Genomic DNA, 25,518 nt, shown 5'->3' with positions numbered 1-25,518 from the left:
TCACTCGTCGACGACGTCGGCGATCAGCACGGTGATGTTGTCCGGGCCGCCGGCCCGCAGGGCGAGGTCGATCAGGCGGCGGGCGCAGTCCTGGCGGCCCGGGGTCTCCCGCAGCACCTCGGCGAGGGTGTCCGGGCGGACGACGTTGGACAGGCCGTCGCTGCACAGCAGCCAGCGGTCGCCGGCCCGGGGCACCATCGTGGCGTACGACGGGGAGACCTGCTCGCCCTGCAACGCCTGGGTGACCACGGCCCGCCGGGGGTGGCTGGACGCCTCCTCGGGGCTGATCACCCCCTGGTCGACGAGCATCTGGACGAAGGTGTCGTCCCGGGTGACCTGTTTGAGGGTGCCCTCGCGGAACAGGTAGGCCCGGGAGTCGCCGACGTGGGCCAGCGCCAGGCAGCTGCCGGTACGGGAGAACAGCAGGGCGGTCAGTGTGGTGCCCATGCCCTGCCGCTCGGGGTCCTCCCGGACGGCCTGGTGGATCCGCGCGGTGGCCAGCTCGATGCCGGTCTGCAACGCCGCCACCAGGGCGTCCTCGGGGGTCTCCACGTCCAGTGGGGCGACCGCGTCGATGGCGATCCGGCTGGCCAGGTCGCCGGCCGCCATCCCGCCCATGCCGTCGGCGACGGCGACGAGCCAGGCACCGGAGTGCAGGGCGTCCTGGTTTCCGCTGCGGATCAGCCCACGGTCGCTCGTCCCGACGGAACGAAGCTTCAGGGTCATGGGTGGCAGCCTGCCAGGCGGAGGGCGTTGTTGTCTCTAGGAGATCAGGACGACTGCGCGTGGCGCGGCGAATCTCACTGCCGCAGGCGTCGGTCCGGGCGGCTGCGACCAGCCCGAAGGTCATCCAGTCGAATCGATTGACAGGGAGGAGACGCGCTGGAAACATCTGGCTGATAGCTGGGAGCGCTCCCAGCGACAGGCATCGACGGCACACCCCACCACTACCCTTCCGCCCGGAAAGGAATCCCGTGATCCTGACCCGACGACGTCGGCGGCATCTCGCGGTACTGGCAGCGACGACCCTGATCCTCACCGGCGCCGGCACCGGCGTGGCCCACGCCGAGGTCCCGCCGGACGCCCCCGAGCAGATCAGCAACGGCGACTTCAGCGAGGGCGTCGCGCCCTGGTTCTCCTACGGCACCGGCCCGCTCGACGTCGTCGACGGCCGGCTCTGCGTCACCGTCCCCGCCGGGCTGGCCAACCCGTGGGACGCCGGCATCGGCCACGACGGGGTCCGGCTCAACGCCGGCGCGGAGTACAAGCTCAGCTTCGACATCTCGGCCACCCCCGGGCTGAGCGTCAACGCCGTGCTCCAGCTCGGCAGCGCCCCCTACACCTCGTACGCGAGCGTGCCGGCGGTGGCCGCCCCGACGAGCAAGCGGGTCGAGCAGACGTTCACCGTCCCGGACGACAACCCCAACGCCCAGCTCATCTTCCAGGTCGGTGGGGCCGCCGCCGAGCAGCGGATCTGCCTGGACAACGTCTCGTTGCGCGGCGGTGAGGCCGCCCCGCCGTACGTGCCGGACACCGGCCCCCGGGTGCGGGTCAACCAGGTCGGCTACCTGCCCGGCGGCCCGAAGAACGCCACCGTGGTGACCGAGTCGACCGAGGCGCTGCCCTGGCAGCTCAAGTCGGCCGCCGGCACGGTCGTGGCCAGCGGCCAGAGCACCCCGCGCGGGGTCGACGCCGCCTCCGGGCAGAACGTGCAGACCGTCGACTTCTCGTCCTTCCGCACGCCCGGCACCGGCTACACGCTGGTCGCCGACGGCGAGACCAGCCACCCGTTCGACATCTCCGGCGACCTCTACGACCGGCTGCGGGCCGACGCGATGCAGTTCTTCTACGCCCAGCGCAGCGGCATCGAGATCGACGGTGACCTGATCGGCGAGGAGTACGCCCGCCCGGCCGGCCACCTCGGCGTGGCCCCCAACCAGGGCGACACGCAGGTGCCCTGCCAGCCCGGCGTCTGCGACTACTCGCTTGACGTGCGCGGCGGCTGGTACGACGCGGGCGACCACGGCAAGTACGTGGTCAACGGCGGTATCGCCGCCTACCAGCTGCTGAGCGCCTTCGAGCGGACCAAGACGGCGGAGACCGCCGCCGGTGGGGCCGCGCTGGGCGACTCGACGCTGCGGCTGCCCGAGCGGGGCAACGCGGTGCCGGACATCCTCGACGAGGCCCGCTGGGAGATCGAGTTCCTGCTCCGGATGCAGGTGCCGGCCGGCAAGCCGCTGGCCGGAATGGTCCACCACAAGATCCACGACAAGGCGTGGACCGGCCTGCCGCTCGCCCCGCAGGACGACGCCCAGCCGCGTGAGCTGCACCCGCCGACGACCGCCGCCACCCTGAACCTGGCCGCCGTCGCCGCGCAGTGCCAGCGCCTGTTCGCCCCGTACGACGCGGCGTTCGCCGCCCGCTGCGGCACCGCCGCGTCGAGCGCGTACGCCGCGGCCAAGGCGCACCCGGCGGTCTACGCCGACCCGAACGACGGCATCGGCGGCGGCGCGTACGACGACACCAACGTCACCGACGAGTTCTACTGGGCGGCCGTGGAGCTGTACCTGACCACGGGCAAGAAGGCGTACCTGGACGACCTGACCGCCTCGCCCCAGCACACCGGCGACGTGTTCGCCACGGGCGGCGCGTTCAGCTGGCAGAGCGTGGGCGCGGTCGGCCGGCTCGAACTGGCCACCGTGCCGAACGGCCTGCCGGCCGCCGACCGGGCCCGGGTCCGCGCCTCGGTGACCGCCGCCGCCGACAACTACCTGACCACCCTGCACGCCCAGGCGTACGGCCTGCCGGTGCCGGGCGAGGCGGCAAGCTACGTCTGGGGCAGCAACAGCAACATCATCAACAACATGGTCGTGCTGGCTACCGCGTTCGACCTGACCCGGGACGCGAAGTACCGGGACGGTGCCGTGCAGGCGACCGACTACCTGCTCGGCCGCAACGCGCTGAACATGTCGTACGTGACCGGCTGGGGCGAGCAGAACGCGCGCAACCAGCACAGCCGGATCTTCGGCAACCAGCTCAACCCGGCCATGCCGAACCCGCCGGTCGGCTCGCTCGCCGGTGGCCCGAACGCCGCCCTGCAGGACCCGTTCGTCGCCCAGCTGCTCAAGGACTGCGCGCCGATGTTCTGCTACGTCGACGACATCAACTCGTACTCGACCAACGAGGTGGCGATCAACTGGAACTCGGCGCTGGCCTGGCTCGCGTCGTTCCTCGCCGACCAGGGGGAGGCCAAGGCGGTGGCCCCGCGCACCTGCGCGGTCAGCTACCAGGTGCACGGCACCTGGCCGGACGGCTCCAACACCCAGGTCGTCCTGCGCAACACCGGTGACACCGCGATCGACGGCTGGACGCTGCGCTACGCCTACAACGGCGACCAGAAGGTCACCCAGGCGTGGTCGGCGAAGGTGACCCAGTCCGGGGCCACCGTGACGGCGAAGAACGAGGCGTACAACGCGAAGATCGCGCCGGGCGCCAGCATCACCTTCGGTCTGCTCGCCAAGACCGGGACGCTGGCCAACCCGGAACCGGATCTGATCACCGTCAACGGCGGCGCCTGCACGGTGTCCTGACCGGCACTCCTACCCTCGGACCCCGGGCTGCCACCCGGGGTCCGAGCGCGCCGGGCGGTCGTCCCCCGACCGCCCGGCGCCCCCGCCCGACCGCCCGGCACGCCCGGCCCAGCAGTGGAGACGAGTCCGATGCCCGAGCAGACCACGATCTCCGACGCCGAGCGTCGGCGCATCGTCCACGAGTTCGTCGACGGGACCGTCGGCGACGCCCACCCCGAGGTGGTGGCGATGGTCCGTGACCTCACCCACCGGGTCCGCGACACCGTCGAACTGGCCCGGGCCGCCGGCATCACGCCCGAGTCGCCCCGCGCCGGCCACGTGGTGGCCGCGCTGGTCTGCGCGTACGGCGAGGTCTTCGACCGGGTCGACGACGCCGGCTACCGCAGCGCGCTGCTGGCCCGGCTGGAGGTCGCCAACGACCCGCGGACCGAGCGGTACTTCCAGCTCCTCGCGACGGTCAACGGCTGGACCGCGCCGCCCACCCTGACTCCGGTGCTGGACTGGTTCATCGCCGCGCTGCGCCACCACCCGGCGCCCTGACCCGCACCCCGCCGACGCGGTGACGACGGTGGGCGGGCAGGTCAGCAGGCCTGTCGCGTCGACCGGGCCAGGCGCAGGAAGCCGCGCCAGGCACCCGGGGTGAAGGCCAGGGTGCCGCCCGCACGGTCCTTCGTGTCGCGGACGAGGACGACACCCGGCAGGTTGTCCGCCACCTCGACGCAGTTGCCACCGTTGTTGCCGCTCCTGGTGCTCGTGTGCCACCGGGCGCCGTTCAGCTCCATGATGTCGCCGCTTTCCTGACGAGTTCCAGGGATCGCGCCCGGGGTAGGGCCTCCCCCACTATGCGCGCCCACCGGCGTTCCAGGACGGCGATGTCCGCACGCTGGTCGATGATCTGCGCGCGTACCTGCCCGTCGACGTGCGCCACCCGCGTGCCGTCGTCCAGCTCGGCGACGACGAAGGGCCCGCCGAGGCCGGCGTACATGCCCGTCTCGGCCGGGACCACGTGCACCTGCACGGTCGGCAGCTCGGCGCAGGCGGCGAGGTGGGCGCACTGCTCGCGCATCAGTTCGGGCCGGCCCGGCACCGGGCGGTGCAGCACCGACTCGTCGATGACGGCGACCAGGAGCGGCGGGCGGTCGCGGTGCAGGATCGCCTGGCGGGTGAGGCGGGCCGTGATGAGCTGGTCGACCTCCTCCTCGGTGAGGGTCTCCCCGGCCAGGGTCGCCCGCGCGTACGCCTCGGTCTGGAGCAGGCCGGGCACCCAGGCCAGCTCGAAGCCGCGCAGCACGACGGCCTCACGTTCGATGTCGGCCCACGGCCGGAACCACGCTGGCTCGTGTCGCTTGTGCAGGTCCGGCCAGAGGTCGAGGACGTCCCGCTTGAGCAGCGCGGCGACCTCGGCACGGTGCCGGGTCTGGGGAATCCGCCCCTGGCTGGCCCAGCGCGCCGCGGTCTTCGGGTCGACCCCGATGCGGGCGGCGAGGCTCTCGGCCGTCTCACCCGCCTCGGCCATCGCCTCCTTGACTGCCAGATTCATCCTGACCCTCCCCGGACATCCTGGATATCCGGAGCCATCTTGCTACGCCGTGTGATCATGTCGCAACCCTTCGGCACGACGAGACCCGGCGGCGGCACCGACGGGCCGGACTCCCGTCGGCGGCACCCACGGGGCCGCGCTCCCGACCCGGGGGGCGGGAGGCGGCCCCTGCACCGTGGACCGACGGGGCTCAGGAACCGGCGGGGGCGCCGACGGCGACCGGCGCGGGGGCACCGTCACCACGCCAGACGTAGCTGACCCCGGCCGGCGCGGTGAGCGAGCCGGCGAACAACGCGTTGACCCGGGACGCCTCGGCGCTGCTCGGCCTGGCGTTGCGGCACGACACCGGGGCGCTGCTGCCCGACATCAGGTCGGTGCACAGGCCGGTCCGATTGTCCGGCAGGCCGAGGATGTGACCGATCTCGTGGGTGGCGATCCGGGTCCGGTCGTACCCCTGGTCGACGGCCTGGGTGCCCATCCAGACCCGGCCGTTGCCCAGGCTGGTGGTCTGCGCCCGGGGCCAGCCGGTGTCGACGTAGATGGTGATGTTGCCGGGCGTGCGGGCGACCAGCCGGACGTTGGTCACCGAGCTGTTCCAGATCGTCGCGGCCTGGTCGAAGTTGGTGCGGAACTCCCCGGCCCGGCTCGCGTCGTAGTAGACCGTCCGCGCGGCGGCGGACGCCGCGCCGCCACCCGCGGCGACCACACCGGTCGCCGTGAGCACCAGCGCCAGCAGGGTCCCGGCGGTACGCGAGAACTGTCGTCGGCGCATCGTCCGACCTCCCATCGATAGAAGTTCACCGATGTTAAGCGGTCGGTCGGAACCCGGTCGAATAGCGGTTACGTCATACCGCCACCACCGGACGGCTCAGCCGATCTCCTCGTCGACGAAGCACCAGCGCCAGGACTCCCCCGGCTGGATGGACCGCATCACCGGATGCCCGCTCGACTCGAAGTGCTTCGTCGCGTGCTGGTACGGCGACGAATCGCAGCACCCCACCTGCCCACACTCCACACACGACCGCAGGTGCACCCAGTCGTCGTTGCCGACGGCCACGCACTCCGGGCAGGCGTCGGTGACGCTCGGCTCGACGGTTCCCGCCCCGGTCAGGTGCGCACAGCTCATCAGTCACTCTCCCGTCGCAACAACGACTCCTCCAGGTCCAGGTCGCGGTACGCCCGCACCAGCACCTCCTCGGGAATCCGTCCCTCGTCACGGGCGGCCCGGAAGACCTCCCGCTCGGCGTCGATCATCTCCTGCCGCAGCCGACCGTACGCCTGCGACGGCGTCTCCCGGTCGCTGCCGCCGAGCCGCTCCCACGCCAGGTTGGTGCGGCTCTGCACCAGCCCGCGCAACCGCTCCACCACGGCCGGCGGCGCGCCCTCGGCCAGTTCGTCCAGCTTCTCCCGGGCCGCCCGCCCGGCCTGCTGCTGCACCGTGGCGGCGGAGAGCGCGTCGGCCACCGGGTCGTCCGGGGGCAGCTTCAACCGGCGGGCCAGCCACGGCAGGGTCGCCCCCTGACCGAGCAGCGTCGCCATGATCACCGCGAAGGCCAGCCAGATGAACAGCGCCCGCTGGTAGGGCTGCTCCCCGGACAGGGTCAGCGGCAGACCCAGCGCGGCGGCCAGCGTCACCACCCCGCGCATCCCGGCCCAGCCGATGACGATCGGGAACTGCACCGGCGGCCCCGGGTCCCGCTGCCGGACCCGGGGCACCAGCCGGGCCAGGTAGGTGGCCGGGAAGACCCAGACGAAGCGGGCCAGGAAGACCGCCGCCAGCACCGCCGCGGTGATCCCCACCAGCCGGCCGGTCGGCTCGTCGAGATCCTGCAGCACCTCGGGCAGTTGCAGGCCGACCAGCAGGAAGACCAGCCCCTCCAGCAGGAACTGGACCAGCCGCCAGAACGCGCCGGTCTGCAACCGGGAGGCCGCCGACAGCAGCAGCGGCATCTTGTGGCCGATCCCCAACCCGGTGACCACCACCGCCACCACCCCGGAGGCGTGGATCTCCTCGGCGGCGAAGACCACCGCGAACGGCACGATCAACGACAGCGCGTTGTCCAGCAGCGGGTCGGTGGTCCATTTGTGCAGGTAGCCGAAGACCACCACGCCCAGCAGTCCGACCAGCACCCCGCCGCCGGTGGCGACCACCACCTCCTGCGCCACGTACCCGAAACTCACCGAGCCGGCGCTGGCGGTGGCCGCGACGATCGCCACCCGCAGCAGCACCAGCGCGGTGGCGTCGTTGACCAGGCTCTCCCCCTCCAGGATGGTCACCACCCGCCGGGGCAGGCCCACCCGCCGGGCCACCGCGGTGGCCGCGATCGCGTCCGGCGGGGCCACCACCGCGCCCAGCGCCACACAGATCGCGTACGGCAGGTCGGGCAGGAACAGGTGCACCACCGTGCCCACCACGAACGCGGTGAAGATGACCAGCCCCACCGCGAGCAGCAGGATCGGCCGCAGGTTGAGCCGGAACGCCGGCACCGAGGTCTCCAGCGCCGCCACGTAGAGCAGCGGCGGCAGGATGCCCACCAGCACCAGGTCGGGATCGAGCCGCACGTGCGGGAAGCCCGGCAGGAAGGACAGCCCGAGACCGAGCACCACCAGCAGGATCGGCGCGAGCAGACCCAGCTTGCGGGCCAGCGCGGCACCGAAGGTCGCGATCGCCAGGAAGACCACGACCTCGAACAGAGCTTCCATGGAGTAGCAGCCTAGGGGTACGGACGGCCCGGGGTGATCACCCGGCGGCGCGCAGCTTCGGCAGCACCTCCGCACCGAACGTGTCGATGAAGGCGCGCTGCTCCTGCCCGACGTGGTGCAGGGCGATCTGGTCGAAGCCCAGCGACAGGTACTCCTCCAGCCAGCCCACGTGCCGGCCCAGATCCGCCGACACGTTCACCACCTCGGCGACCTGCTCCATCGGCACCCGCTCGCTGACCACGTCGAAGTGCTCGGCGGTGTCGAGGTCCCAGCAGACCGGCGGCGCGAAGACGTTGCTGCGCCACTGCTCGTACGCGATCGCCTCGGCCTCGGCCTGCTCCGGCGCCCAACTCACGTGCACCTGCAGGTGCAGCGGCCCCCGTCCACCCGCCTCCCGGTAGGCGTCGATCATCTCGCGCAGGTGCGCGGTCGGGGCGTTCACCGTGATCAGGCCGTCCGCCCACTCGGCGCACCACCGGGCGGTGGCCACGCTGACCGCCGCCCCGATCAGCGCCGGCGGTTCCTCCGGCCGGGTCCACAGCTTCGCCCGGTCCACCCGGACCAGGCCGTCGTGGCTGACCTCCTCGCCGGCCAGCAGCGCCCGGATCACCTCCACGCACTCCCGCAGCCGGGCGGTCCGCACGTCCTTGCGCGGCCAGCCGTCGCCGGTGATGTGCTCGTTGCTCGCCTCGCCGGTGCCCAGCGCCGCCCAGAACCGCCCCGGGTACATCGCGCCCAGGGTGCCGATCGCCTGCGCGATGATCGCCGGGTGGTAACGCTGGCCGGGGGCGTTGACCACCCCGAACGGCAGCCCGGTGGCCTGCAGCGCCGCGCCCAGCCAGGACCAGGCGAAGCCGGACTGGCCCTGCCGGGTGCTCCACGGCGAGAAGTGGTCCGACGACATCGCGGCGTCGAAGCCGGCGCGTTCGGCGTGCACCACCGCCTCCAGCAGGCGGCTCGGATGGATCTGCTCGTGGGAGGCGTGGAAGCCGAACACCGTCATGGCGTCCTTCCGTACCCATGACGGTGTCCGGTTAAAGCTCGCCCGCGCCGGTCGCCCGGCGCGGGGTCACTCGGCGTGCGCGCCGGCCCCGGCGGTGGCGGCGCCCTCCCCCACCCAGACGGTCTTGGTGTTGCAGAACTCCCGCATCCCCAGCGCCGACAACTCCCGGCCGTAGCCGGAGTTCTTCACCCCACCGAAGGGCAGCTCCGGGTACGAGGTGGTCATGCCGTTGACGAAGACGTTGCCGGCGTCCAGGTCGGTGGCGAACCGCTCCTGCTCGGCCGGGTCGGTGGTCCAGGCGTTCGCGCCCAACCCGAACGGCGTGCCGTTGGCCACCGCGACCGCCTCGTCGTACGACGACACCCGGTACAGCCCGGCGACCGGTCCGAATACCTCCTCGGCCCACATCCGCATCTGCGGGTTCAGGTCGGTGACCACGGTCGGCGGGTAGAACCAGCCGTCGCCGGTCGGCTTCTCGCCCCCGCAGAGCACCGTCGCGCCGTGCGCCACCGCGTCGCGCACCTGGGCGTGGATCTCGTCCCGGCCGCTCTCGCTGGCCAGCGGGCCGACGTCGGTGTCGGCGTCCATCGGGTCGCCGACCCGCAGCGCGGCCATGTTCGCGGCGAACTTCCCGGCGAACGCGTCGAAGACGTCGGTGTGCACGATGAACCGCTTGGCGGCGATGCAGGACTGGCCGTTGTTCTGGCAGCGGGCGGTGGTGGCCACCTCGGCGGCCCGGTCCAGGTCGGCCGAGGGCATCACCACGAACGGGTCGCTGCCGCCCAGCTCCAGCACCGTCTTCTTCAGCTCCCGGCCGGCGATCTGGGCGATCGAGCGGCCCGCGCCCTCACTGCCGGTCAGCGTCGCCGCCCGGACCCGGGGGTCGCTGAGGATCCGGTCGACGGCGTCGGAGCCGACCAGCAGGGTGGTGAACGCGCCCTCGGGGAAGCCGGCCCGGCGGAACACGTCCTCCAGGTAGAGCGCGGTCTGCGGCACGTTGGAGGCGTGCTTGAGCAGGCCGGTGTTCCCGGCCATCAGGGCCGGCGCGGCGAACCGCATCACCTGCCAGAGCGGGAAGTTCCACGGCATGACCGCGAGCACCGCCCCGATCGGCTGGTAGCGGACGAAGGCCCGCTTCGCCTTCACCGCGGCGGCGTCGGCGGGTTCGTCGGCGAGCATCCGCTCCGCGTTCGCCGCGTAGAACCGGCAGGCGGTGGCGCACTTGGTGACCTCGGCCCGCGCTGCGGCGTAGGTCTTGCCCATCTCGGTGGTCATCAGCCGGGCGGTGTCGTCGCGTTCGGCGTCGAGCAGGTCCGCGGCGGCGTTCATCCACTGCGCCCGCTGGGCGACCGTGGTCCGGCGCAGGTCCCGGAACGCCAGGTCGGCCCGTTCGATGGCGGCGTCGATCTGCTCGCTCGACATCGGCTCGTAGGACTTGAGCACCTGACCGGTGGCGGGGTTGGTGGTGGCGATGGGCATCTCTTCTCCTGTCACTCGAAGAGTGAGTGCCGCGCGCCCGGCTGCTCACGGCGGCGGGCGGCACGGCGGCGCTGGATGACGACCAGGTCGACCACCGCCACGACGGCGAACAGCGCGCACGGCACACCCAGCCAGGCCAGCCCGGCGCCGAACGCCACGACCGCGAGGACGGTCATGGTGACCAGGCCGAACAGGGCCAACGCCAGGCGCAGGTTCAACGCGCTGTACGCGTGGCCGACCGTGCCACGGGCACGCCGGGGCTGCGATCTCGTCATCGTCTCGGCCTACCCCGGCACGGACGCCGCTAACCGGTCCCGACGCCCGGATCACCCCACGTCGACGCCGCCCACCGGGCCGATGTCGGGCGGTTGACCTGCCCGGATAGCCCCGCTCCGACCTGTTCTTACCAGATTCATGTTTCGAGCTGTTGAATCTGCCCGGAAGTCGACACGAGCGGGCCGCCGCACCCGGTACGGCCCGTAGAGTGACCGGGCTGTCGCTCTGCGCCGTCTGACCGGGGGAAGACGCATGCCTCGACGCTGGGTCGCCGCCGTAGCCTGCCTGCTGGCGCTCACCGCGCTCGCCTGCGAGGAGGGCGGCGGGGCCTCCCCGCGCCCGACGAAGAGCGGATCGACACCGACCGGCCTGCCCGGCACGATGGCCGCCCTCGGCGACTCGATCACCACCGGGTTCGGTTCCTGCCTGGTGCTCACCTCGTGCCAGCGCAACTCCTGGTCCACCGGGGACGGCATCCGGGTGGAGAGCCACTACCGGCGGCTGCTCGACGCCGACGCGCCGATCCGCAACCGGGCCCGCAACCACGCCGTGCCGGGGGCCCGCGCCGAGGCCCTCGCCGGGCAGGCCGGTGCCGCCGTCAAGGACAAGGCCGACTACGTCACCGTGCTGATCGGCGCGAACGACGCCTGCCGCGACGACATCGACGCGATGACCGCGCCCGACACCTTCCGCAGCCAGGTCGACAAGGCGCTGCGGGTGCTGCGCGAGGGCCGCCCGAAGGCCCGGGTCCTGGTGGCCAGCGTCCCCGACCTGAACCGGCTCTGGGAGGTCGGGCACACCGAGTCCCGGGCGGTGCGGATCTGGAAGACCGGGATCTGCCCGGCACTGCTGGCCAACCCCACCTCGGACGCCAAGGCCGACCGGGACCGCCGGGCCCGCTTCGCCGAGCGGATCGACGCGTACAACAGCCAACTGAAGGCGGCCTGCCGGGCGTACGGGTCGCGGTGCCGCTACGACGGCGGGGCGGTGCACCGGGTGCGGTTCAGCCTGGACGAGGTCAACGCGTTGGACTGGTTCCATCCCAACGTCGCCGGGCAGAACCGGCTCGCCGACGCGACGTTCCCGGCGGCCGGCTGGCGACTCTGAGCCACCCCGGCACCGGCTCGCCCGCAGCCGGACGTCGCGGCGTGCGCGGGCCGCGCCCGGTGGTGGGCCGGACGCGGCGTGGCACCACCGCCGGTCAGGGGCGGCGCGGGTGGGGCACGCCGCCCTGGTGTTCCCGGTAGAGCGCCTGGGCGCGCTCGGCGAGATCCTTGGTGGCCGACGAGTTGGCCCAGGTGCCGAGGATGATCGCGGCACCGGGGACGACCTTGGCGAAGACCCGCTTGGCCGCCCGCACCCCGGCCATCCGGGCCAGTCGGACGCCGAGTTGCAGCATCACCCGCCCGAGCGGGTTCTGGGCGGCGTGACCGAACAACGCGCCGGCCCGCTCCCGACCGGCCGCGACGCCCAGCGCCAACCGGGCCGCCTCGGCCGCCTTGTGCACCTTCTGCAGGACGAGCAGGTCGGTGGCCCGGTCCGGGTGCACCGGGTCCGTGCCGTACGCGGCGGCCACGTGCAGCACCAGCCGGGCCTGGGTCCAGGCCAGCACGCCGACGTCGATCACCGCGCCGGGCAGCCCCGCCGCACCCGAGACCGCTCCGGAGAGCCGGGCCCGGTTGACGAAGCGCCGGATGGCCTGCTCGGCCAACTGGTCGGCGGTGGCGTCGGGGCGTTCCGCCCGGGCCCGGGCGACCCACTGCGCCGCCTCCGGACCGAGCCGGCGGACCGCCTCCAGGGCCAGGTGTTCCGGGGCGTACTGCGGGTCGTCCCGCATCCGGTCCCAGAGCCGGGCCGGCGGCGCCTCCGGCGCGTCGCCCGGATCACCGGCCGGCACCGCCGGGACCGGAGCCGACGCCCCCACCGTCGCCGGGACCGTGGCGGTCGGCGACCCGCCGGCAGGTGTCGCGGGGACGGCCGGGCCGGCGGTTTCCGCCGGTACCGGCGGCGTGGGGACGGTCGGTTCGTCGTCGGCGGGGACGGCGTCGGTCACGGATGCTCCCGGGGTGGAATCGGTTCGCGGACGGTCAGCGGCGACGGCCCGACAGCTTGCCGGCCGCCTGCTTGAGCCGTGCCTGGTTCTCCGGCTTGGCCAGCTCGCGCCGGCCCCGGTCGACCAACTGCTGCCCCTTGGGGGAGCGCAGGAAGGCGCTGATCCGCTGCATCAGTGCTGACATGTCGTCCTCCGATCGGGTGTCCTGCGTCATGTGTACCCGATCCCGGCAACCGCCAACCGTCCACTGTGTCCGGTCGAGGGTAGCCATCCGCCGACACCGACGCGAACCGGCCCGGCCCGCCCGGGGCATTGCGGGCCGGGCCGGCGGCTCAGACCAGGATGGCGGCGACCACCTCGGTGGCCCGCCACTCGTGCTGGGCGTAGAGGTCCGGGTAGGCGGAGATCTGCACGGCCTGGGCGGCGACGGTGAGCGGGAGATCCGCCCAGCCGGGGATCTCCAGCAGCGCGGTGAGGAACGCCCGGGTGGCGAACGCCGGGTCCATCAGCTGGCCGACCTCGCCCCAGCCGCTGCTCGGGCGCTGCTGGAACAGCCCGACCGAGTCGTGGTCCCAGCCGATCGCCTGATGCGGGTAGTTCTGCGACTCGGGCAGCACGCCGCTGGCGTAGTTGTAGAGGTTGCTCTCCTGCATCGCGGTGGCCACCGCGATGACCAGGGCCCGGCGCGGGACGCCCATCGCCCGGCCGGCCTTGACGATCTCCTTGGCGTTGTCCATCTGGGCCTGGTCGAGGCCGGCAACCGGGACGATCCGCTTCGGCCGGGGCTTCGGCTTCGGCCGGGGCTTGGGCTTGGTGGTCCTGGTCGCGCTCGGGGTCGGGCTCGGGGTGGCGGCGGTCGGGCTGGCGGCGGACGGGCTGCTGGGCACGACCGTGACCGGGGTACGGACCTCGGCCCGGGAGGCGGCCTGCTGCTGGGCGCGCTCGGCGAGGGCGGCCTCGGTGGCGGTCCGGTCGTCGGCCCGCTCGTCCGGCAGCGCCTGGACGCCCGCGACGGCGGTGACGCCGAGGCAGCAGAGCACCCCGGCGGCGAGGAGCGCCGGCCGGCGGCGGAGGTTAACGAGCCCGCCGAGGCGGGTACGGAGGGAACGGGGTTCACGGAGAACGCCGACCTGAACGGACGAGGGGGTGTCGTCCGAACGGCCAGTCATGCCCTGAGGGGCGCCCTGGTCGTCGATGGTGTCGTCGTCACGCATCCGCCGAGGCTAGGCATGCCCTTTCCCGTCCACCCACCTGCAGGAAGTGGCCCTCGCCACATTTTCCGGCGGGTCGCCGGGACGCCCACCCCGGACGCGGGACCGGGGTGCCAGACCACCCGCAACGGGCATTACGGTCAGCTACCGCGCCCGCCGTCGTCGGAGCGGGTCCACCACCCAGACCGCCCCGCCCGACTACAAGATCCATGATGTCCCCCTTTCAGGCGACACGCCGGAACCATCCGGCCGAGCGCTCCCGGCCTGTCGGACGAATTGGTCGCTTCCTCCGGGTTTGATAGCCGGATCGGTCACGACGCGCCCAGTGATGGAATGGATGACGCCGACGGGTACGTTCCCCGAACCGGGTGCCGTCCGTGCGCGGCCACCCGTAGGCGCATTTCCTCAGGAGGTCCGACCGGTGCTCGACCCACACGAGCTGTACCAGCTCACCGACGATCTGCCCGACCTCGGTCAGCCGGTGCTGATCCAGGCGCTCACCGGCTTCGTCGACGCCGGAAACGCCACCCGGCTGGCCCGCGAGCAGCTCCTCACCTCACTGGACGCCCGGACGATCGCCACCTTCGACGTCGACCAGCTCTTCGACTACCGGTCCCGCCGGCCGGTGATGACCTTCGTCGAGGACCACTGGGAGGACTACGACGCCCCCGAACTCGCCCTGCACCTGCTCCGCGACGACGACGAGACGCCCTTCCTGCTGCTCACCGGCCCGGAGCCGGACCTGCAGTGGGAGCGGTTCGTGGCGGCGGTCGGCGCGGTGGCCGCCCGGCTCGACGTCCGGCTCACCGTCGGGCTCAACTCCATCCCGATGGCCGTCCCGCACACCCGCCCCACCGGGGTCACCGCACACGCCACCCGTCGCGAGCTGATCGCCGGCTACGAACCGTGGTTGCAGCGGGTGCAGGTCCCGGGCAGCGTCGGTCACCTGCTGGAGTACCGGCTCGGCGAGGCCGGCAGGGACGCCCTCGGGTTCTCCGCGCACGTGCCGCACTACGTCGCCCAGACCGAGTACCCGGCCGCCGCCGAGGTGCTGCTCGCCTCGGTGTCCCGCAGCACCGGGCTGCTGCTGCCCAACGAGAGCCTCCGCTCCGCCGCCGAGGTGGTCCGGGTGGAGATCGACCGGCAGGTCGCCCAGACCGACGAGGCCGCCGCGCTGGTCACGGCCCTCGAAGAGCAGTACGACGCGTTCGCCCGGGGCCGGGGGGAGAAGAACCTGCTCGCCGCCGAGACCGGCCCGCTGCCCACCGCCGACGAGCTGGGCGCCGAGCTGGAACGTTTCCTCGCCGAGCAGACCCGACCCGGCGAGACCCCCGGCGCCTGACCCACGGCCGGGCGGCGGCGACGCCGCCCGGCCCGCCCACCCGCAGCCCCCCGCGCAGCCGACCCGACGACGGGCCGTCCCGGCAGGGTGGGCCGGGATGGCCCGCGCGTCGCAGCCGACCCGACGGCGGGCCGTCCCGGCGGGGTGGGCCGCGATGCGGCAGGCTGGGCACATGCGCCTGGCGACCTGGAACGTGAACTCGGTGAAGGCCCGCCTGCCCCGCCTGCTCGACTGGCTGGCCGGCACCGCCCCCGACGTGGTCTGCCTCCAGGAGACCAAATGCCCCGACGGAGCCTTCCCCGTCGCCGAGGTCGGCGAGCTGGGCTACGAGGTGGCCAGCCACAGCGACGGCCGGTGGAACGGAGTCGCCATCCTGTCCCGCGTCGGACTGACCGACGTCGCCGTCGGGTTCCTCGACGAGCCGGGCTTCCCCCGGCCCGAGGCCCGCGCCATCGCCGCCACCTGCGCCGGGGTCCGGATCTGGTCGGTGTACGTGCCGAACGGCCGCGCGACAGACGACCCGCACTACGCGTACAAGCTGGCCTGGCTGGCGGCGCTGCGGGACGCGGTGACGCCGGAGGTCGCCGCCGGTGGCCCCGTCGCCGTCTGCGGGGACTTCAACGTCGCCCCGACCGACGCCGACGTGTGGGACCCGGCGCTCTTCGTCACCTCGACCCACGTCACCCCCGCCGAGCGGGCCGCCCTGGCCGCCCTGCGCGACCTCGGCCTCAGCGACGTGGTGCCCACCCCGATGAAGGGCCCGCACCCGTACACCTACTGGGACTACCGGGCCGGCATGTTCCACCAGAACAAGGGCATGCGGATCGACCTGGTGTACGCCTCCGCGCCGCTGGCCGACGCGGTCCGCTCCGCGTACGTCGACCGGGAGGCCCGCAAGGGCAAGGGCCCCTCCGACCACGCTCCGATCGTGGTCGACGCCGACCTGCCCGACGCGGAGCCCGGCCCGGCCGAGGTGGGGTAGCGCGCACACCCCGGCCGGCCGCGGGTGGATTGTGGAGAGTCGTTGCGGCCGGGGCGACAAGAACTCTCCACGATCCGGACGCCGGACGCGGCGCACCAGCCGGGGACCGACCCGGCCGCGCGGGGCTAGGGTGGGCAGATGGCAGTCGTGAAGATCAACGCGATCGACGTCCCGCCCGGTGCCGGCGAGGAGCTGGAGAAGCGGTTCGCCGCCCGGGCCGGCGCGGTGGAGAACTCCCCCGGTTTCCTCGGCTTCGAGCTGCTGCGCCCGGTGGCCGGCGAGAGCCGCTACTTCGTGTACACCAGGTGGGAGACCGAGGAGGCGTACCAGGCGTGGGCGGCCGGGCCGTCGCGGGCCGCGCACGCCGGTGGTGGGGGCGGCGAGCAGCAGCGACCGGTGGCCTCCGGCGCGACGCTGCTGGAGTTCGAGGTGGTCCAGCAGGTGGCCGGCAAGGGCTGACCGCAGCCCCGGCCGGTCAGAGCCAGGGCAGGACGGGCGCGGTGGTGGGGGCGGCGAGCCGGGCGAGCCAGCCGGCGATCCCGGCGGCGCCCTGCATGAAACCGGGCTCCGGCGGCAGCTCCGCCGGGGTCCGGGTGTGCTCGGTGTTGCACCAGGCGACACCCGTCGGGGTGGCCACGGTCCGGGCGAGCACGTCCCCGGCGAGCCGGTGCGCCCAGGCGAGCAGGGCGGGGTCGGCGGTGGCCCGGTAGCGGTCGAGCAGCAACTGCCCGACGCCGGCCGTGCCGCAGCACCGGGCGAGGTTGTCCCAGAACCCCGGGTACCGCCGCTGCGGCAGGCCGCTGTCGCGCAGCGCCCCGAGGCACCCGTCGACGGCCTGCTGCCAGCGGGGCTGCGGGTCGACGGTGTCGAGCAGGGTGAACAGCCGCACCGTGCCGGTCGGGCCGTGGCACCAGCCGAAGTTGACCGCCGGGCGGTCCGGGCGGGGCGGGACCAGCAGCGGCAGCGCCCAGCCGTCCGGCTGGCGACCCATGGCCAGCAGTCCGTCGGCGGCCCGGACGGCGGTGTCGAGCAGGTCGTCACGGCGCAGGGTGACACCGGCGACGGCGAGGGCGTACGCGACCCCGGCGGTGCCGTGGGAGAAGCCCGGCATCAGCCGCTCGTCGCCGGCGCGCATCCGCCAGTGCGGACCGTCCGGGTGTTCCTCGGCGAGCCCCACCAGCCCGTCGGCGAGGACGTGCGCCGCCTGCTCCACCACCGGACCCGTGTCGACGGCGTCGAGGAGGGCCAGCAGGATGCCGGCGTCGCCGGAGATGACGTCGGAGCAGCGGTCCGGGTCCACCGGGCGGTCCCGCAGCCGTTCGGCGACGCGCGCCGTCACCGACGCGGCGGCGTCGAGGGCTACCGGGTCGGCGGCGACCCGACCCCAGGCGCGCAGGGCGACGGCGGCCCCGGCCCAACCGCCGAACATCCCGTCGTCGGGCAGCGTCGCGGCATCCGGCTCGTGCCGGGCGAGGTGCACCAACCGGTCCCGGGCACCCGCCGCGACCCGGTCGAGAGCCGCCCCGGCCCCGCTGCCCGACCCGGTGACGGTGCCCGCTTCGGCCCCGCTGCCCGACCCGGTGACGGTGCCCGCTTCGGCCCCGCTGCCCGACCCGGTGACGGGCGGCGTGGCCTCGGTGGGCAGCCCGGCCGCCGGGGAGGCGCCGGCCGCGGTGGCCTCGGCGCAGCCGAGCAGCACCCCGGCGGTGCCGGCGTACAGGTCGTCGAAGGGTTCGCCCGCCTCCCGCCAGCACGGGCCGCCCTCGGCGGGCACCGCCACCGACTCGATCCAGGTGAAAGCCTGCCGCACCACGTCCGCCGTCACCGCGCGATCCTGCCACCCGCCGTCGTGCGGCGTCGCCGCAATATCGGCCCAGCGGTCACGGTGACATCGCCCCGGCGGTCACGGTGCCATCGGCCGGCGGTCACGGTGACATCGCCCCGGCGGTCAGGGTGACCGGGTCGCCGCCAACGAGGCGAACGCGATGACGTTGTCGGCGTATCCGGTGCGTCCGCCGATCCACTGGCCGCCGCAGGTGATCAGCCGCAGGGCCGGTGCGCCGTCGCGGCCATAGACCCGGTCGGCGGGCAGGGCCGACTTGTCGAAGAACTCCACCGAATCGACCCGGAACACCACCACCCGCCGGTCGTCCCGGGTCACCTCGATCGTGTCGCCCGGGTTGAGTTTGCGCAGGTCGTAGAAGACCGAGGGGCCGTCCTTCGAGTCGACGTGGCCGACGATGATCGCCCGGCCGGGCTCGCCGGGGGTCGGGCCCCGGTCGTACCAGCCGGTCTCGTCGTGCCGGTCGAGCGGCGGTACGTCGATCGACCCGTCCCGGGCCTGACCGACCGGGGCCACCGGGGCGGCCACCTTGATCGCGGGCACGGTGAGCCGTACCGGGCGGCTGGCCGGCAGGCTGCCCGGTACGGGGCTCTGCCGGGCACCGGCGGCCGGACGTTGCGACGGGGTGCCGATCCGGTCCAGCGGCCCGACCGAGCGCCCCAGCCCGGCACCGGTGGCGAAGACACCGAGCAGCACCAGCACCACGGCCAGCGGCACCGACCAGGGGCCGCGCGTCGAGGACCGGCCGCCGTCCGGGGCGGCCGGGGCCGGGCCGGCAGCCGTCGGGCCGCCGGACGGGACCGGGGCACGGAACGGCGGCGACATCGGATCGTCGGGCGGCCGGGGCGGAGCGCCGCGCCGCGCGGCGGTGGACGGCGACGGTCCGGGCACCGGGCCGGCCGGCGGCGGGATCAGGCCAGCCCAGCGTGGGCGGGTGCCGCCGGGCACCGGGCCGGGGGGACGGCCATGGGCCGGCGTACCGCCGGGGGGACGGCCATGGGCCGGCGTACGGCCGTGGGACGGCGGGTCGCCGGACGGAGCGACGGGCCGGGAGTCCGCGGGCGGCGGGCTGCCGGGGGGCGGGAGGGGGCCGTGGCGCGGACCCGGGGAGGCGGGCGGCACGGTCACTGCCCGGCGACGCCACGCGGCCGGCGGGCCGCCACGATACCGACGACGGCCCCGGCGATGGTCAACGCCAGCCCGCCGGGCACGAGCAGCCCGCCGGGTATCCCGTCGCCGCCGGCCGCGCCGCCGAAGCCCGTGTGCGGCCCGGGGCTGGGCTTGACCTTCTTGACCACCTGGAGCGCCGTCGAGGCGGTCGCCCCGTCGGGGCATTCCAGTTTGACCCGGTAGTTGCCCGGCCGGACCCGCTCCCTGACCATCGGCGCGGCGGTGAGCAGGCCGTGCTGCGGCTGCACCTGGACCCGGCCGAAGGCGTCGGACACGACCGTCGCCGGGATCGAGTTGTCGTGGCAGCTCGCCCGGATGCCGACCAGGTAACCCGGCTCGACGGTCCCCGGGGTCACCTCGACGAAGAGCACGCCGGGTGGCGGCTGCGGGTCACCGCCCCCGTCGGGCGGGGGCTGATCCGGCCCGGGGGCCGCGGCGACGGCCGGCGGGGCGACCGGGACGGCGGAGGCCGGGACGGCGTGCCACAGGGCGGGGACGAGGGCACCGACGGCGACCGCCAGCGCGGTGCGGTGCAGCGCGATCGACACCTCTCCCCCTTCCGGCCCCCCGGGCGGCACCCGGACCCGACCCGGACGCCGACCTGCCGTACGGGATGAATCGTCTCACCCTCCGACCGACGGCACATCCGATACGGCGGAACCGTCGCGTACGCTCGGGTCGCTGTGACCTCCATCGACCAGAACCCCGCCGTCCCGGTGGCCCGGCCGGGCACCGGGACGATCCGCACCTTCCACCCCCGACGGGGCCGGATGACCAGCCGGCAGACCGATGCGCTGGCCCGGCTGCGGCCGGCGTACGGGATCGAGATCGCCGACCTCGACGGGCCGGTCGATCCGGCCGGGTTCTTCGGTCGGGGCGCGCCCGTGGTGCTGGAGATCGGCTCCGGGATGGGTGACGCCACCGCGGCGATGGCCGCCGCCGACCCGGACCGTGACTACCTGGCGGTCGAGGTGCACACCCCGGGCATCGCCAACCTGCTCGACCTGGTCCAGCGTCACGGCCTGGGCAACGTCCGGGTCGCCCAGGGTGACGCGCTGGACCTGGTCCGGGCCATGCCGGAGCGCTGTCTGGACGCGGTGCACGTGTTCTTCCCCGACCCGTGGCCCAAGTCGCGGCACCACAAGCGGCGGATCATCCAGCCGGAGCACGTGGCGTTGCTGCGGTCCCGGCTGGTCGGCGGCGGGACGCTGCACTGCGCCACCGACTGGGCCGAGTACGCCGAGTCGATGCGCTCGACGCTGACCGCCGATCCGGAGCTGGTCGACGTGCACGGCGGGTACGCGCCCCGGCCCGCCCACCGTCCGGTGACCAAGTTCGAGCGGCGGGCCCTGACCGCCGGCCGCGACGTCTTCGACCTGGTCCACCGCCGCCGCGCCTGAGCCCGCCGGACCGCCCTGGCGGTGGTGTCCGGCCACCGGCGACACCGCCACCTCGACCCGCCGGCGGTTCCGCGCGACCGGGGGCGGATCAGGGCGGGCGGCCCGGTTGGCGGGCGGGGTGGTGGTGCGGGCACGATGGGGGGCGTTATGACGCTCACTGCCGCGCTGCCTCGAAGCGCCGACCCCGACACCCTCTTCGACGCGTTCGCCGGTTGGGCGAAAGAGCGTGGGCTGGACCTCTACCCGCACCAGGAGGAGGCGATCATCGAGATCGTCTCCGGCGCGAACGTGATCATGAATACCCCGACCGGTTCGGGCAAGAGCCTGGTCGCTATCGCGGCGCACTTCACCGCCCTGGCCGACGACCGGACGAGCTTCTACACCGCGCCGATCAAGGCCCTGGTGTCGGAGAAGTTCTTCGCGCTCTGCGAGGTGTTCGGCGCGGAGAACGTCGGCATGCTGACCGGCGACGCCAGCGTCAACGCCGACGCCCCGATCATCTGCTGCACCGCCGAGATCCTGGCCAACCTGGCGCTGCGCGAGGGGAAGCGGGCCGACGTCGGCCAGGTGGTGATGGACGAGTTCCACTTCTACGCCGAGCCGGACCGGGGCTGGGCGTGGCAGGTGCCGATCATCGAACTGCCGCAGGCGCAGTTCGTGCTGATGTCGGCCACCCTGGGGGACACCACCCGGTTCGTCGACGACCTGACCCGGCGCACCGGCCGGTCGACCGCCGTCGTCCGGTCGGCCGAGCGGCCGGTCCCGCTGATCTTCTCGTACGCGATGACGCCGCTGCACGAGACGCTCGAAGAGCTGCTGGAGACCAAGCAGGCCCCGGTGTACGTGGTGCACTTCACCCAGGCCGCCGCGCTGGAACGCGCCCAGGCGCTGATGAGCGTGAACGTCTGCACCCGGGCCGAGAAGGACATGATCGCCGCCGCGATCGGCAACTTCCGGTTCACCTCCGGCTTCGGCAAGACGCTGTCGCGGCTGGTGCGGCACGGCATCGGCGTGCACCACGCCGGCATGCTGCCCAAGTACCGCCGGCTCGTGGAGACCCTGGCCCAGGCCGGGCTGCTGAAGGTCATCTGCGGCACCGACACGTTGGGCGTGGGCATCAACGTGCCGATCCGCACGGTGCTGTTCACCGGCCTGAGCAAGTACGACGGGGTGCGCACCCGGCTGCTCAAGGCCCGCGAGTTCCACCAGATCGCCGGCCGGGCCGGACGGGCCGGCTTCGACACCATCGGGCGGGTCGTGGTGCAGGCCCCCGAACACGTGATCGACAACGAGAAGGCCCTGGCCAAGGCCGGCGACGACCCGAAGAAGCGGCGCAAGGTGGTGAAGAAGAAGCCGCCGGAGGGCTCGGTCGGCTGGGGCGAGCCGACGTTCCAACGCCTGGTCGAGGCCGAGCCGGAGCCGCTGACCTCCAGCTTCCAGGTCAGCCACTCGATGCTGCTCAACGTGATCGGCCGGCCGGGTGACGCGTTCGCCTCGATGCGGCACCTGCTCACCGACAACCACGAGGACGCCGCCGCCCAGCGCCGGCACATCCGCCGGGCGATCGCCATCTACCGGGCGCTGCGGGCCGGCGGGGTGGTCGAGCAGCTCGACGAGCCCGACGAGACCGGCCGGCGGGTCCGGCTCACCGTCGACCTCCAGCTCGACTTCGCGCTCAACCAGCCGCTGTCGCCGCTGGCGCTGGCCGCCATCGAACTGCTCGACGCCGGGTCCCCGTCGTACGCCCTGGACGTGCTGAGCGTGATCGAGTCGATCCTCGACGACCCGCGCCAGGTGCTCTCCGCGCAGCAGTTCAAGGCGCGCGGCGAGGCGGTCGCCGCGATGAAGGCCGAGGGCATCGAGTACGAGGCCCGCATCGAGCTGCTCGACGAGGTGACCTGGCCCAAGCCGCTGGCGGAGCTGCTGCACGCCGCGTACGAGATGTACCGGCAGGGGCACCCCTGGGTCGCCGACCACCAGCTCTCCCCCAAGTCCGTCGTGCGGGACATGTACGAACGCGCGATGACCTTCGGCGAGTACGTGCAGTTCTACGGGCTGACCCGCTCCGAGGGCCTGGTGCTGCGCTACCTCGCCGACGCGTACAAGACGCTGCGGCAGACCGTTCCCGAGGACGCCAAGACCGAGGAGCTGGTCGACCTCATCGAGTGGCTGGGCGAGCTGGTCCGGCAGGTCGACTCCAGCCTGATCGACGAGTGGGAGCGGCTGCGCAACCCCTCCGACGTCGCGGACGCCGCCCAGGCGCACGCGTCGCTTGAGGAGCGGGTGCCGGCGGTGACCCGCAACGCCCGCGCCTTCCGGGTGCTGGTCCGCAACGCGTTGTTCCGCCGGGTCGAGCTGGCCGCCCTGCGCCGCTGGTGGGACCTGGGCGAGCTGGACGGGGCGTCCGGGTGGGACGCCGACGCCTGGGCGGAGGCGCTGGAGCCGTACTTCGCGGCGTACGACGGGATCGGGGTGGGGCCGGACGCCCGCGGCCCGGCGCTGCTCATGATCGAGCAGGGACGGGAGAAGTGGACCGTCCGGCAGATCCTGGACGACCCGGAGGGCGACCACGACTGGGGGATCAGCGCCGAGGTCGACCTGGTCGCCTCGGACGAGGTGGGTGCCGCCGTGGTCCGGGTGACGGACGTCGGGCAGCTCTGAGTCTTTCTTCGCAGGGGCCGTCCGGTGTGTCCGTGTCCGGTCCGGCGTCGGTGGCCGCCGGTCGCGTGGATGGCCACCAGCGGGACAGCTTCCTGCGGACGATCCGCCGTGATCTCGTCCGGAATCAGTTGGCTAAATCTTGGCTGCCTGGGACGTTACGGCGAGGCGGGAGTTCAAAGAGCGCGCTTCGCGCGAGCGACTGTCCGGCGGGCGTCGAGCCAGGCGACTACGGCTGTCCGTATCCGAGGCGAGGAGACGGCTTCGCCTCGCCGTCTCGCGCTGAGTTGGTCGATCAGCCAGGTTGGGGCGTGCGCCTGTTCGATGGCCTGCGTCTTGGTGAGGAGTTCGCCCTTGTCGAGTGCGTGGCGACCCCTGGCCATGGAGGTAAGGCCGAGTTCAGCGATGGTGGGGTCCACCCATATCCACGGACGTCGAGCGGCCCAGGCCCAGTAGCCGGTGAGCTCGGCGCGGGCCGCCGCTCGTATGTCCTCGGCTGAGACTGCGGGGAAGACCTCGCGCGGCGAGCGTCCGAAGACCTCGTATCCGTGTCTCGCTAGTTCTGCTCTTGTGACCCGGGAAAGAATGCGGTGAACGAGTCGACCGTGGGTCCAGGTCGGATGCTGCTCCTCGATTTCGGAGACGGTCGCAGTGTCGACGTATACGCAGCCCAGGCTGAAGCCCGCGCCGCTCCCGCTGTCGAGTCGACGGTGGATCACTGAAAGTGCTGCCTGCCGACCGGTGTCAACAGGGCCGTCAACAAGCGCAACCAGGTCAAGATCGCTGATGCGTGGGATGTAGTCACCGGTGGCCAACGACCCTGCCACCAGGAGATCGCTGACCCAACCGAGTTCCTTCAGTTCGTAGCCGAGGTCCCGAACGGCAGCAGGTGATGTCGCCATGGTGGCGAGTGTAGGAAACGCCTACAGCAGCCGACATGAATTTCGCTGCTCGATGGTCTCGCTCAACTGTTGTCCCGCAGTCCGGTCCGACCCGACGTCGTTGTAGGCCTGCTGCTGGATTTGATCGATCACAATGGGTGGGTCGACGGCCAACAGGGCCTCTCCGATGGCGAGGGCGGAACTCCCGTACGCGAGCCCGATCTCCACGCCTCTCCGCGCCTTCTCGGCGACCAGGAGGTCACGGACGAGGTCGCCGTCGCGTTCGGGCAGGGGCACGGTCTGGAGATCGAGTTCAGGTCCGCGCGTCCACACCAACCTGTCCCGGGCAATTTGGTTGGGTACATCCCGAACTCGCGCTCCGCGTCGTTCGTCACGCGACCAGTGTCCAGACGGGCAGTCGGAGGGAGCCGCGGGAGAACCTCAGGGGTGGCTGGCCGTCTTCGGGCGGACGAGACCACGCTGTCGGCCATGTTCCGGCGGACTGGCCAACTGCAGCCGGACTGGACCGGGATCGGCGACCTCCACCCCTGGGCGATGTCACACCCGTCGATTAGAATGTATGTACTAATCGAGTTCCTGACCTGGGAGGACGCTCGTGACCGCGCCCGTCAACGCCCCCCTCACGCCGTACGCCACCCTCCTCGGCTTCACCCGGTACGTCGACCGCACCGGGCCCACCAAGGCAAGCTTCGTCGGCGGGCTGCGCAAGCAGCGGGCCAGCCGGCACGGCTTCAACCCGCACGGCCAGTTCGTCAAGGCGCTCAAGGCCGACATCGCCTTCCACACCGGCGGCACCCACCTCGCCGGGGTGGCCGATCTGGTCAAGCCGCGCTGGCGTCCGCTCTACCAGGCGCTGACGCCCGGCGCGACGGCGTGGCTGGAGTCGCTCGGCGAGCCGGCCGGCGTCGACCTGGCGCAGACCCGCGACGCCCTCGCGATGCTCGGCGACCTGCCCGTCAAGATCAACCCCCACTTCGGCATCCGGTACGCCGACGGCCACGCCGAGGCGGTGCGACTGCACTTCGACGAGACCCCGCCGAGCGAGGAGGCGGCCCTGGCCACCCTGCACCTGATGGCCCGGCACATGGACGCGGTGCTGCCGCACGCCGAGCCGGTCCTGGTCGACGTGCGGCGCGGGGTGGCCCACCGGACGCCCGAGCACGTCAAGCCGGCACAGGTCGAGCAGTGGCTGGCCGGCGAGGCGGCCGCCTTCCGGGCCATCTGGTCCACCGCCGCCTGACCACGATTCCGGCACATCCACCTACACATTGACCTGCTTAATTGTTTGAGACAGCTCGGACGGCAGCGTCGCCGTCCGATCTGTCTGTCGTTGCAGACTTCCCCAAAGACCGCTCCGATCACCGTG

General features: G+C 73.1%; 25 protein-coding genes and 1 pseudogene. 9 read left to right on the top strand and 17 right to left on the bottom strand.

Going from position 1 to position 25,518, the window contains the following annotated elements:
* Complete coding sequence (locus ACN261_RS19125) at positions 1-726, bottom strand: PP2C family protein-serine/threonine phosphatase (protein WP_421486698.1); 726 nt, start codon at positions 724-726, stop codon at positions 1-3.
* A 254-nt stretch (positions 727-980) separates the two neighbouring features.
* Between ACN261_RS19125 and ACN261_RS19120 the strand changes: the two genes are divergently transcribed.
* A complete protein-coding gene (locus ACN261_RS19120; RefSeq protein WP_421487054.1) occupies positions 981-3,590 on the top strand; it encodes a glycoside hydrolase family 9 protein in 2,610 nt (869 codons plus the stop codon).
* A gap of 129 nt (positions 3,591-3,719) precedes the next feature.
* The gene (locus ACN261_RS19115) at positions 3,720-4,130 is read left to right on the top strand and encodes a hypothetical protein (RefSeq protein ID WP_421486697.1); all 411 of its coding nucleotides are present in this window, start codon (positions 3,720-3,722) and stop codon (positions 4,128-4,130) included.
* Positions 4,131-4,171: 41 nt separating this feature from the next.
* Here ACN261_RS19115 and ACN261_RS19110 read toward each other — a convergent pair whose 3' ends face one another.
* The 8 genes and pseudogenes from ACN261_RS19110 to ACN261_RS19075 all read right to left on the bottom strand — a co-directional run bounded on the left by ACN261_RS19110 (position 4,172) and on the right by ACN261_RS19075 (position 10,590).
* Positions 4,172-4,372: a DUF397 domain-containing protein gene (locus tag ACN261_RS19110; RefSeq protein ID WP_425851378.1), complete on the bottom strand. Its 201-nt coding sequence runs from the start codon at positions 4,370-4,372 to the stop codon at positions 4,172-4,174.
* Complete coding sequence (locus tag ACN261_RS19105) at positions 4,363-5,130, bottom strand: Scr1 family TA system antitoxin-like transcriptional regulator (protein WP_421486695.1); 768 nt, start codon at positions 5,128-5,130, stop codon at positions 4,363-4,365. Before ACN261_RS19105 ends, ACN261_RS19110 begins: the two co-directional genes overlap by 10 nt.
* 208 nt (positions 5,131-5,338) lie before the next feature.
* Positions 5,339-5,902, bottom strand: a pseudogene (locus ACN261_RS19100) (snapalysin family zinc-dependent metalloprotease); the annotation flags it as partial.
* A 96-nt stretch (positions 5,903-5,998) separates the two neighbouring features.
* A complete protein-coding gene (locus ACN261_RS19095; protein WP_402900997.1) occupies positions 5,999-6,256 on the bottom strand; it encodes a UBP-type zinc finger domain-containing protein in 258 nt (85 codons plus the stop codon).
* Positions 6,256-7,833 (bottom strand): Na+/H+ antiporter, encoded by a 1,578-nt coding sequence (locus ACN261_RS19090; protein ID WP_425851375.1) that lies wholly within the window; start codon positions 7,831-7,833, stop codon positions 6,256-6,258. The genes ACN261_RS19095 and ACN261_RS19090 overlap by 1 nt, the downstream gene beginning before the upstream one ends.
* A 37-nt stretch (positions 7,834-7,870) precedes the next feature.
* Entirely contained in the window at positions 7,871-8,836 is a 966-nt protein-coding gene (locus ACN261_RS19085) for a TIGR03885 family FMN-dependent LLM class oxidoreductase (RefSeq protein WP_421486693.1), read from the bottom strand.
* A 66-nt stretch (positions 8,837-8,902) separates the two neighbouring features.
* Positions 8,903-10,315, bottom strand: a complete 1,413-nt coding sequence (locus tag ACN261_RS19080; protein WP_421486692.1) for an NADP-dependent succinic semialdehyde dehydrogenase — start codon at positions 10,313-10,315, stop codon at positions 8,903-8,905.
* A gap of 11 nt (positions 10,316-10,326) precedes the next feature.
* On the bottom strand, positions 10,327-10,590 hold the full coding sequence (locus ACN261_RS19075; RefSeq protein WP_421486691.1) for a DUF6343 family protein: 264 nt from the start codon (positions 10,588-10,590) through the stop codon (positions 10,327-10,329).
* A gap of 253 nt (positions 10,591-10,843) precedes the next feature.
* On the opposite strand from ACN261_RS19075, the gene ACN261_RS19070 reads away from it, so the two are divergent.
* Complete coding sequence (locus ACN261_RS19070; RefSeq protein ID WP_425851372.1) at positions 10,844-11,698, top strand: GDSL-type esterase/lipase family protein; 855 nt, start codon at positions 10,844-10,846, stop codon at positions 11,696-11,698.
* Between the two features lie 94 nt (positions 11,699-11,792).
* Here the strand turns inward: ACN261_RS19070 and ACN261_RS19065 are convergent, their stop codons facing one another.
* The 3 genes from ACN261_RS19065 to ACN261_RS19055 form a co-directional block, all read right to left on the bottom strand.
* Positions 11,793-12,515: an EcsC family protein gene (locus tag ACN261_RS19065; protein ID WP_421487053.1), complete on the bottom strand. Its 723-nt coding sequence runs from the start codon at positions 12,513-12,515 to the stop codon at positions 11,793-11,795.
* A gap of 163 nt (positions 12,516-12,678) precedes the next feature.
* On the bottom strand, positions 12,679-12,828 hold the full coding sequence (locus ACN261_RS19060) for a hypothetical protein (RefSeq protein WP_168222413.1): 150 nt from the start codon (positions 12,826-12,828) through the stop codon (positions 12,679-12,681).
* 148 nt (positions 12,829-12,976) lie between these two features.
* Complete coding sequence (locus ACN261_RS19055) at positions 12,977-13,858, bottom strand: peptidase M23 (RefSeq protein ID WP_425851370.1); 882 nt, start codon at positions 13,856-13,858, stop codon at positions 12,977-12,979.
* Positions 13,859-14,276: 418 nt separating this feature from the next.
* On the opposite strand from ACN261_RS19055, the gene ACN261_RS19050 reads away from it, so the two are divergent.
* From ACN261_RS19050 to ACN261_RS19040, 3 genes are all read left to right on the top strand, one after another.
* Positions 14,277-15,197, top strand: coding sequence for a proteasome assembly chaperone family protein (locus tag ACN261_RS19050; protein WP_088646244.1), 921 nt, complete (start codon positions 14,277-14,279; stop codon positions 15,195-15,197).
* 172 nt (positions 15,198-15,369) lie between these two features.
* On the top strand, positions 15,370-16,179 hold the full coding sequence (locus ACN261_RS19045) for an exodeoxyribonuclease III (protein WP_425851368.1): 810 nt from the start codon (positions 15,370-15,372) through the stop codon (positions 16,177-16,179).
* Positions 16,180-16,317: 138 nt separating this feature from the next.
* Positions 16,318-16,638: an antibiotic biosynthesis monooxygenase family protein gene (locus tag ACN261_RS19040; RefSeq protein WP_302741989.1), complete on the top strand. Its 321-nt coding sequence runs from the start codon at positions 16,318-16,320 to the stop codon at positions 16,636-16,638.
* 16 nt (positions 16,639-16,654) lie between these two features.
* Here ACN261_RS19040 and ACN261_RS19035 read toward each other — a convergent pair whose 3' ends face one another.
* The 3 genes from ACN261_RS19035 to ACN261_RS19025 all read right to left on the bottom strand — a co-directional run bounded on the left by ACN261_RS19035 (position 16,655) and on the right by ACN261_RS19025 (position 19,740).
* Positions 16,655-18,004 carry a lanthionine synthetase LanC family protein gene (locus ACN261_RS19035; RefSeq protein ID WP_425851367.1) on the bottom strand — a complete coding sequence of 450 codons (1,350 nt, stop codon included), beginning with the start codon at positions 18,002-18,004 and terminating at the stop codon, positions 16,655-16,657.
* A 123-nt stretch (positions 18,005-18,127) separates the two neighbouring features.
* Positions 18,128-18,847, bottom strand: a complete 720-nt coding sequence (locus ACN261_RS19030; protein WP_425851365.1) for a class F sortase — start codon at positions 18,845-18,847, stop codon at positions 18,128-18,130.
* Between the two features lie 299 nt (positions 18,848-19,146).
* Positions 19,147-19,740, bottom strand: a complete 594-nt coding sequence (locus ACN261_RS19025) for a hypothetical protein (RefSeq protein ID WP_425851363.1) — start codon at positions 19,738-19,740, stop codon at positions 19,147-19,149.
* A 222-nt stretch (positions 19,741-19,962) separates the two neighbouring features.
* Between ACN261_RS19025 and trmB the strand changes: the two genes are divergently transcribed.
* A complete protein-coding gene (gene trmB / locus ACN261_RS19020) occupies positions 19,963-20,592 on the top strand; it encodes a tRNA (guanosine(46)-N7)-methyltransferase TrmB (RefSeq protein ID WP_421487052.1) in 630 nt (209 codons plus the stop codon).
* A 147-nt stretch (positions 20,593-20,739) separates the two neighbouring features.
* Positions 20,740-23,253 carry a DEAD/DEAH box helicase gene (locus tag ACN261_RS19015; RefSeq protein WP_421486684.1) on the top strand — a complete coding sequence of 838 codons (2,514 nt, stop codon included), beginning with the start codon at positions 20,740-20,742 and terminating at the stop codon, positions 23,251-23,253.
* 173 nt (positions 23,254-23,426) lie between these two features.
* On the opposite strand, the gene ACN261_RS19010 is transcribed toward ACN261_RS19015, so the two are convergent.
* A complete protein-coding gene (locus tag ACN261_RS19010; protein ID WP_421486683.1) occupies positions 23,427-24,152 on the bottom strand; it encodes a nucleotidyltransferase domain-containing protein in 726 nt (241 codons plus the stop codon).
* Positions 24,153-24,173: 21 nt separating this feature from the next.
* Positions 24,174-24,464 carry a hypothetical protein gene (locus ACN261_RS19005; RefSeq protein ID WP_421486682.1) on the bottom strand — a complete coding sequence of 97 codons (291 nt, stop codon included), beginning with the start codon at positions 24,462-24,464 and terminating at the stop codon, positions 24,174-24,176.
* Between the two features lie 283 nt (positions 24,465-24,747).
* On the opposite strand from ACN261_RS19005, the gene ACN261_RS19000 reads away from it, so the two are divergent.
* Positions 24,748-25,392, top strand: a complete 645-nt coding sequence (locus ACN261_RS19000) for a hypothetical protein (protein WP_425851360.1) — start codon at positions 24,748-24,750, stop codon at positions 25,390-25,392.
* The last annotated feature ends 126 nt before the right edge of the window (positions 25,393-25,518 follow it).

The sequence above is a fragment of the Micromonospora sp. WMMD723 genome, assembly GCF_049863385.1.
Taxonomy (GTDB): Bacteria; Actinomycetota; Actinomycetes; order Mycobacteriales; family Micromonosporaceae; genus Micromonospora; species Micromonospora wenchangensis.
The sequence above is the reverse complement of the archived record's forward strand: the minus strand, read 5'-3'. Positions and strand labels throughout refer to the sequence as shown.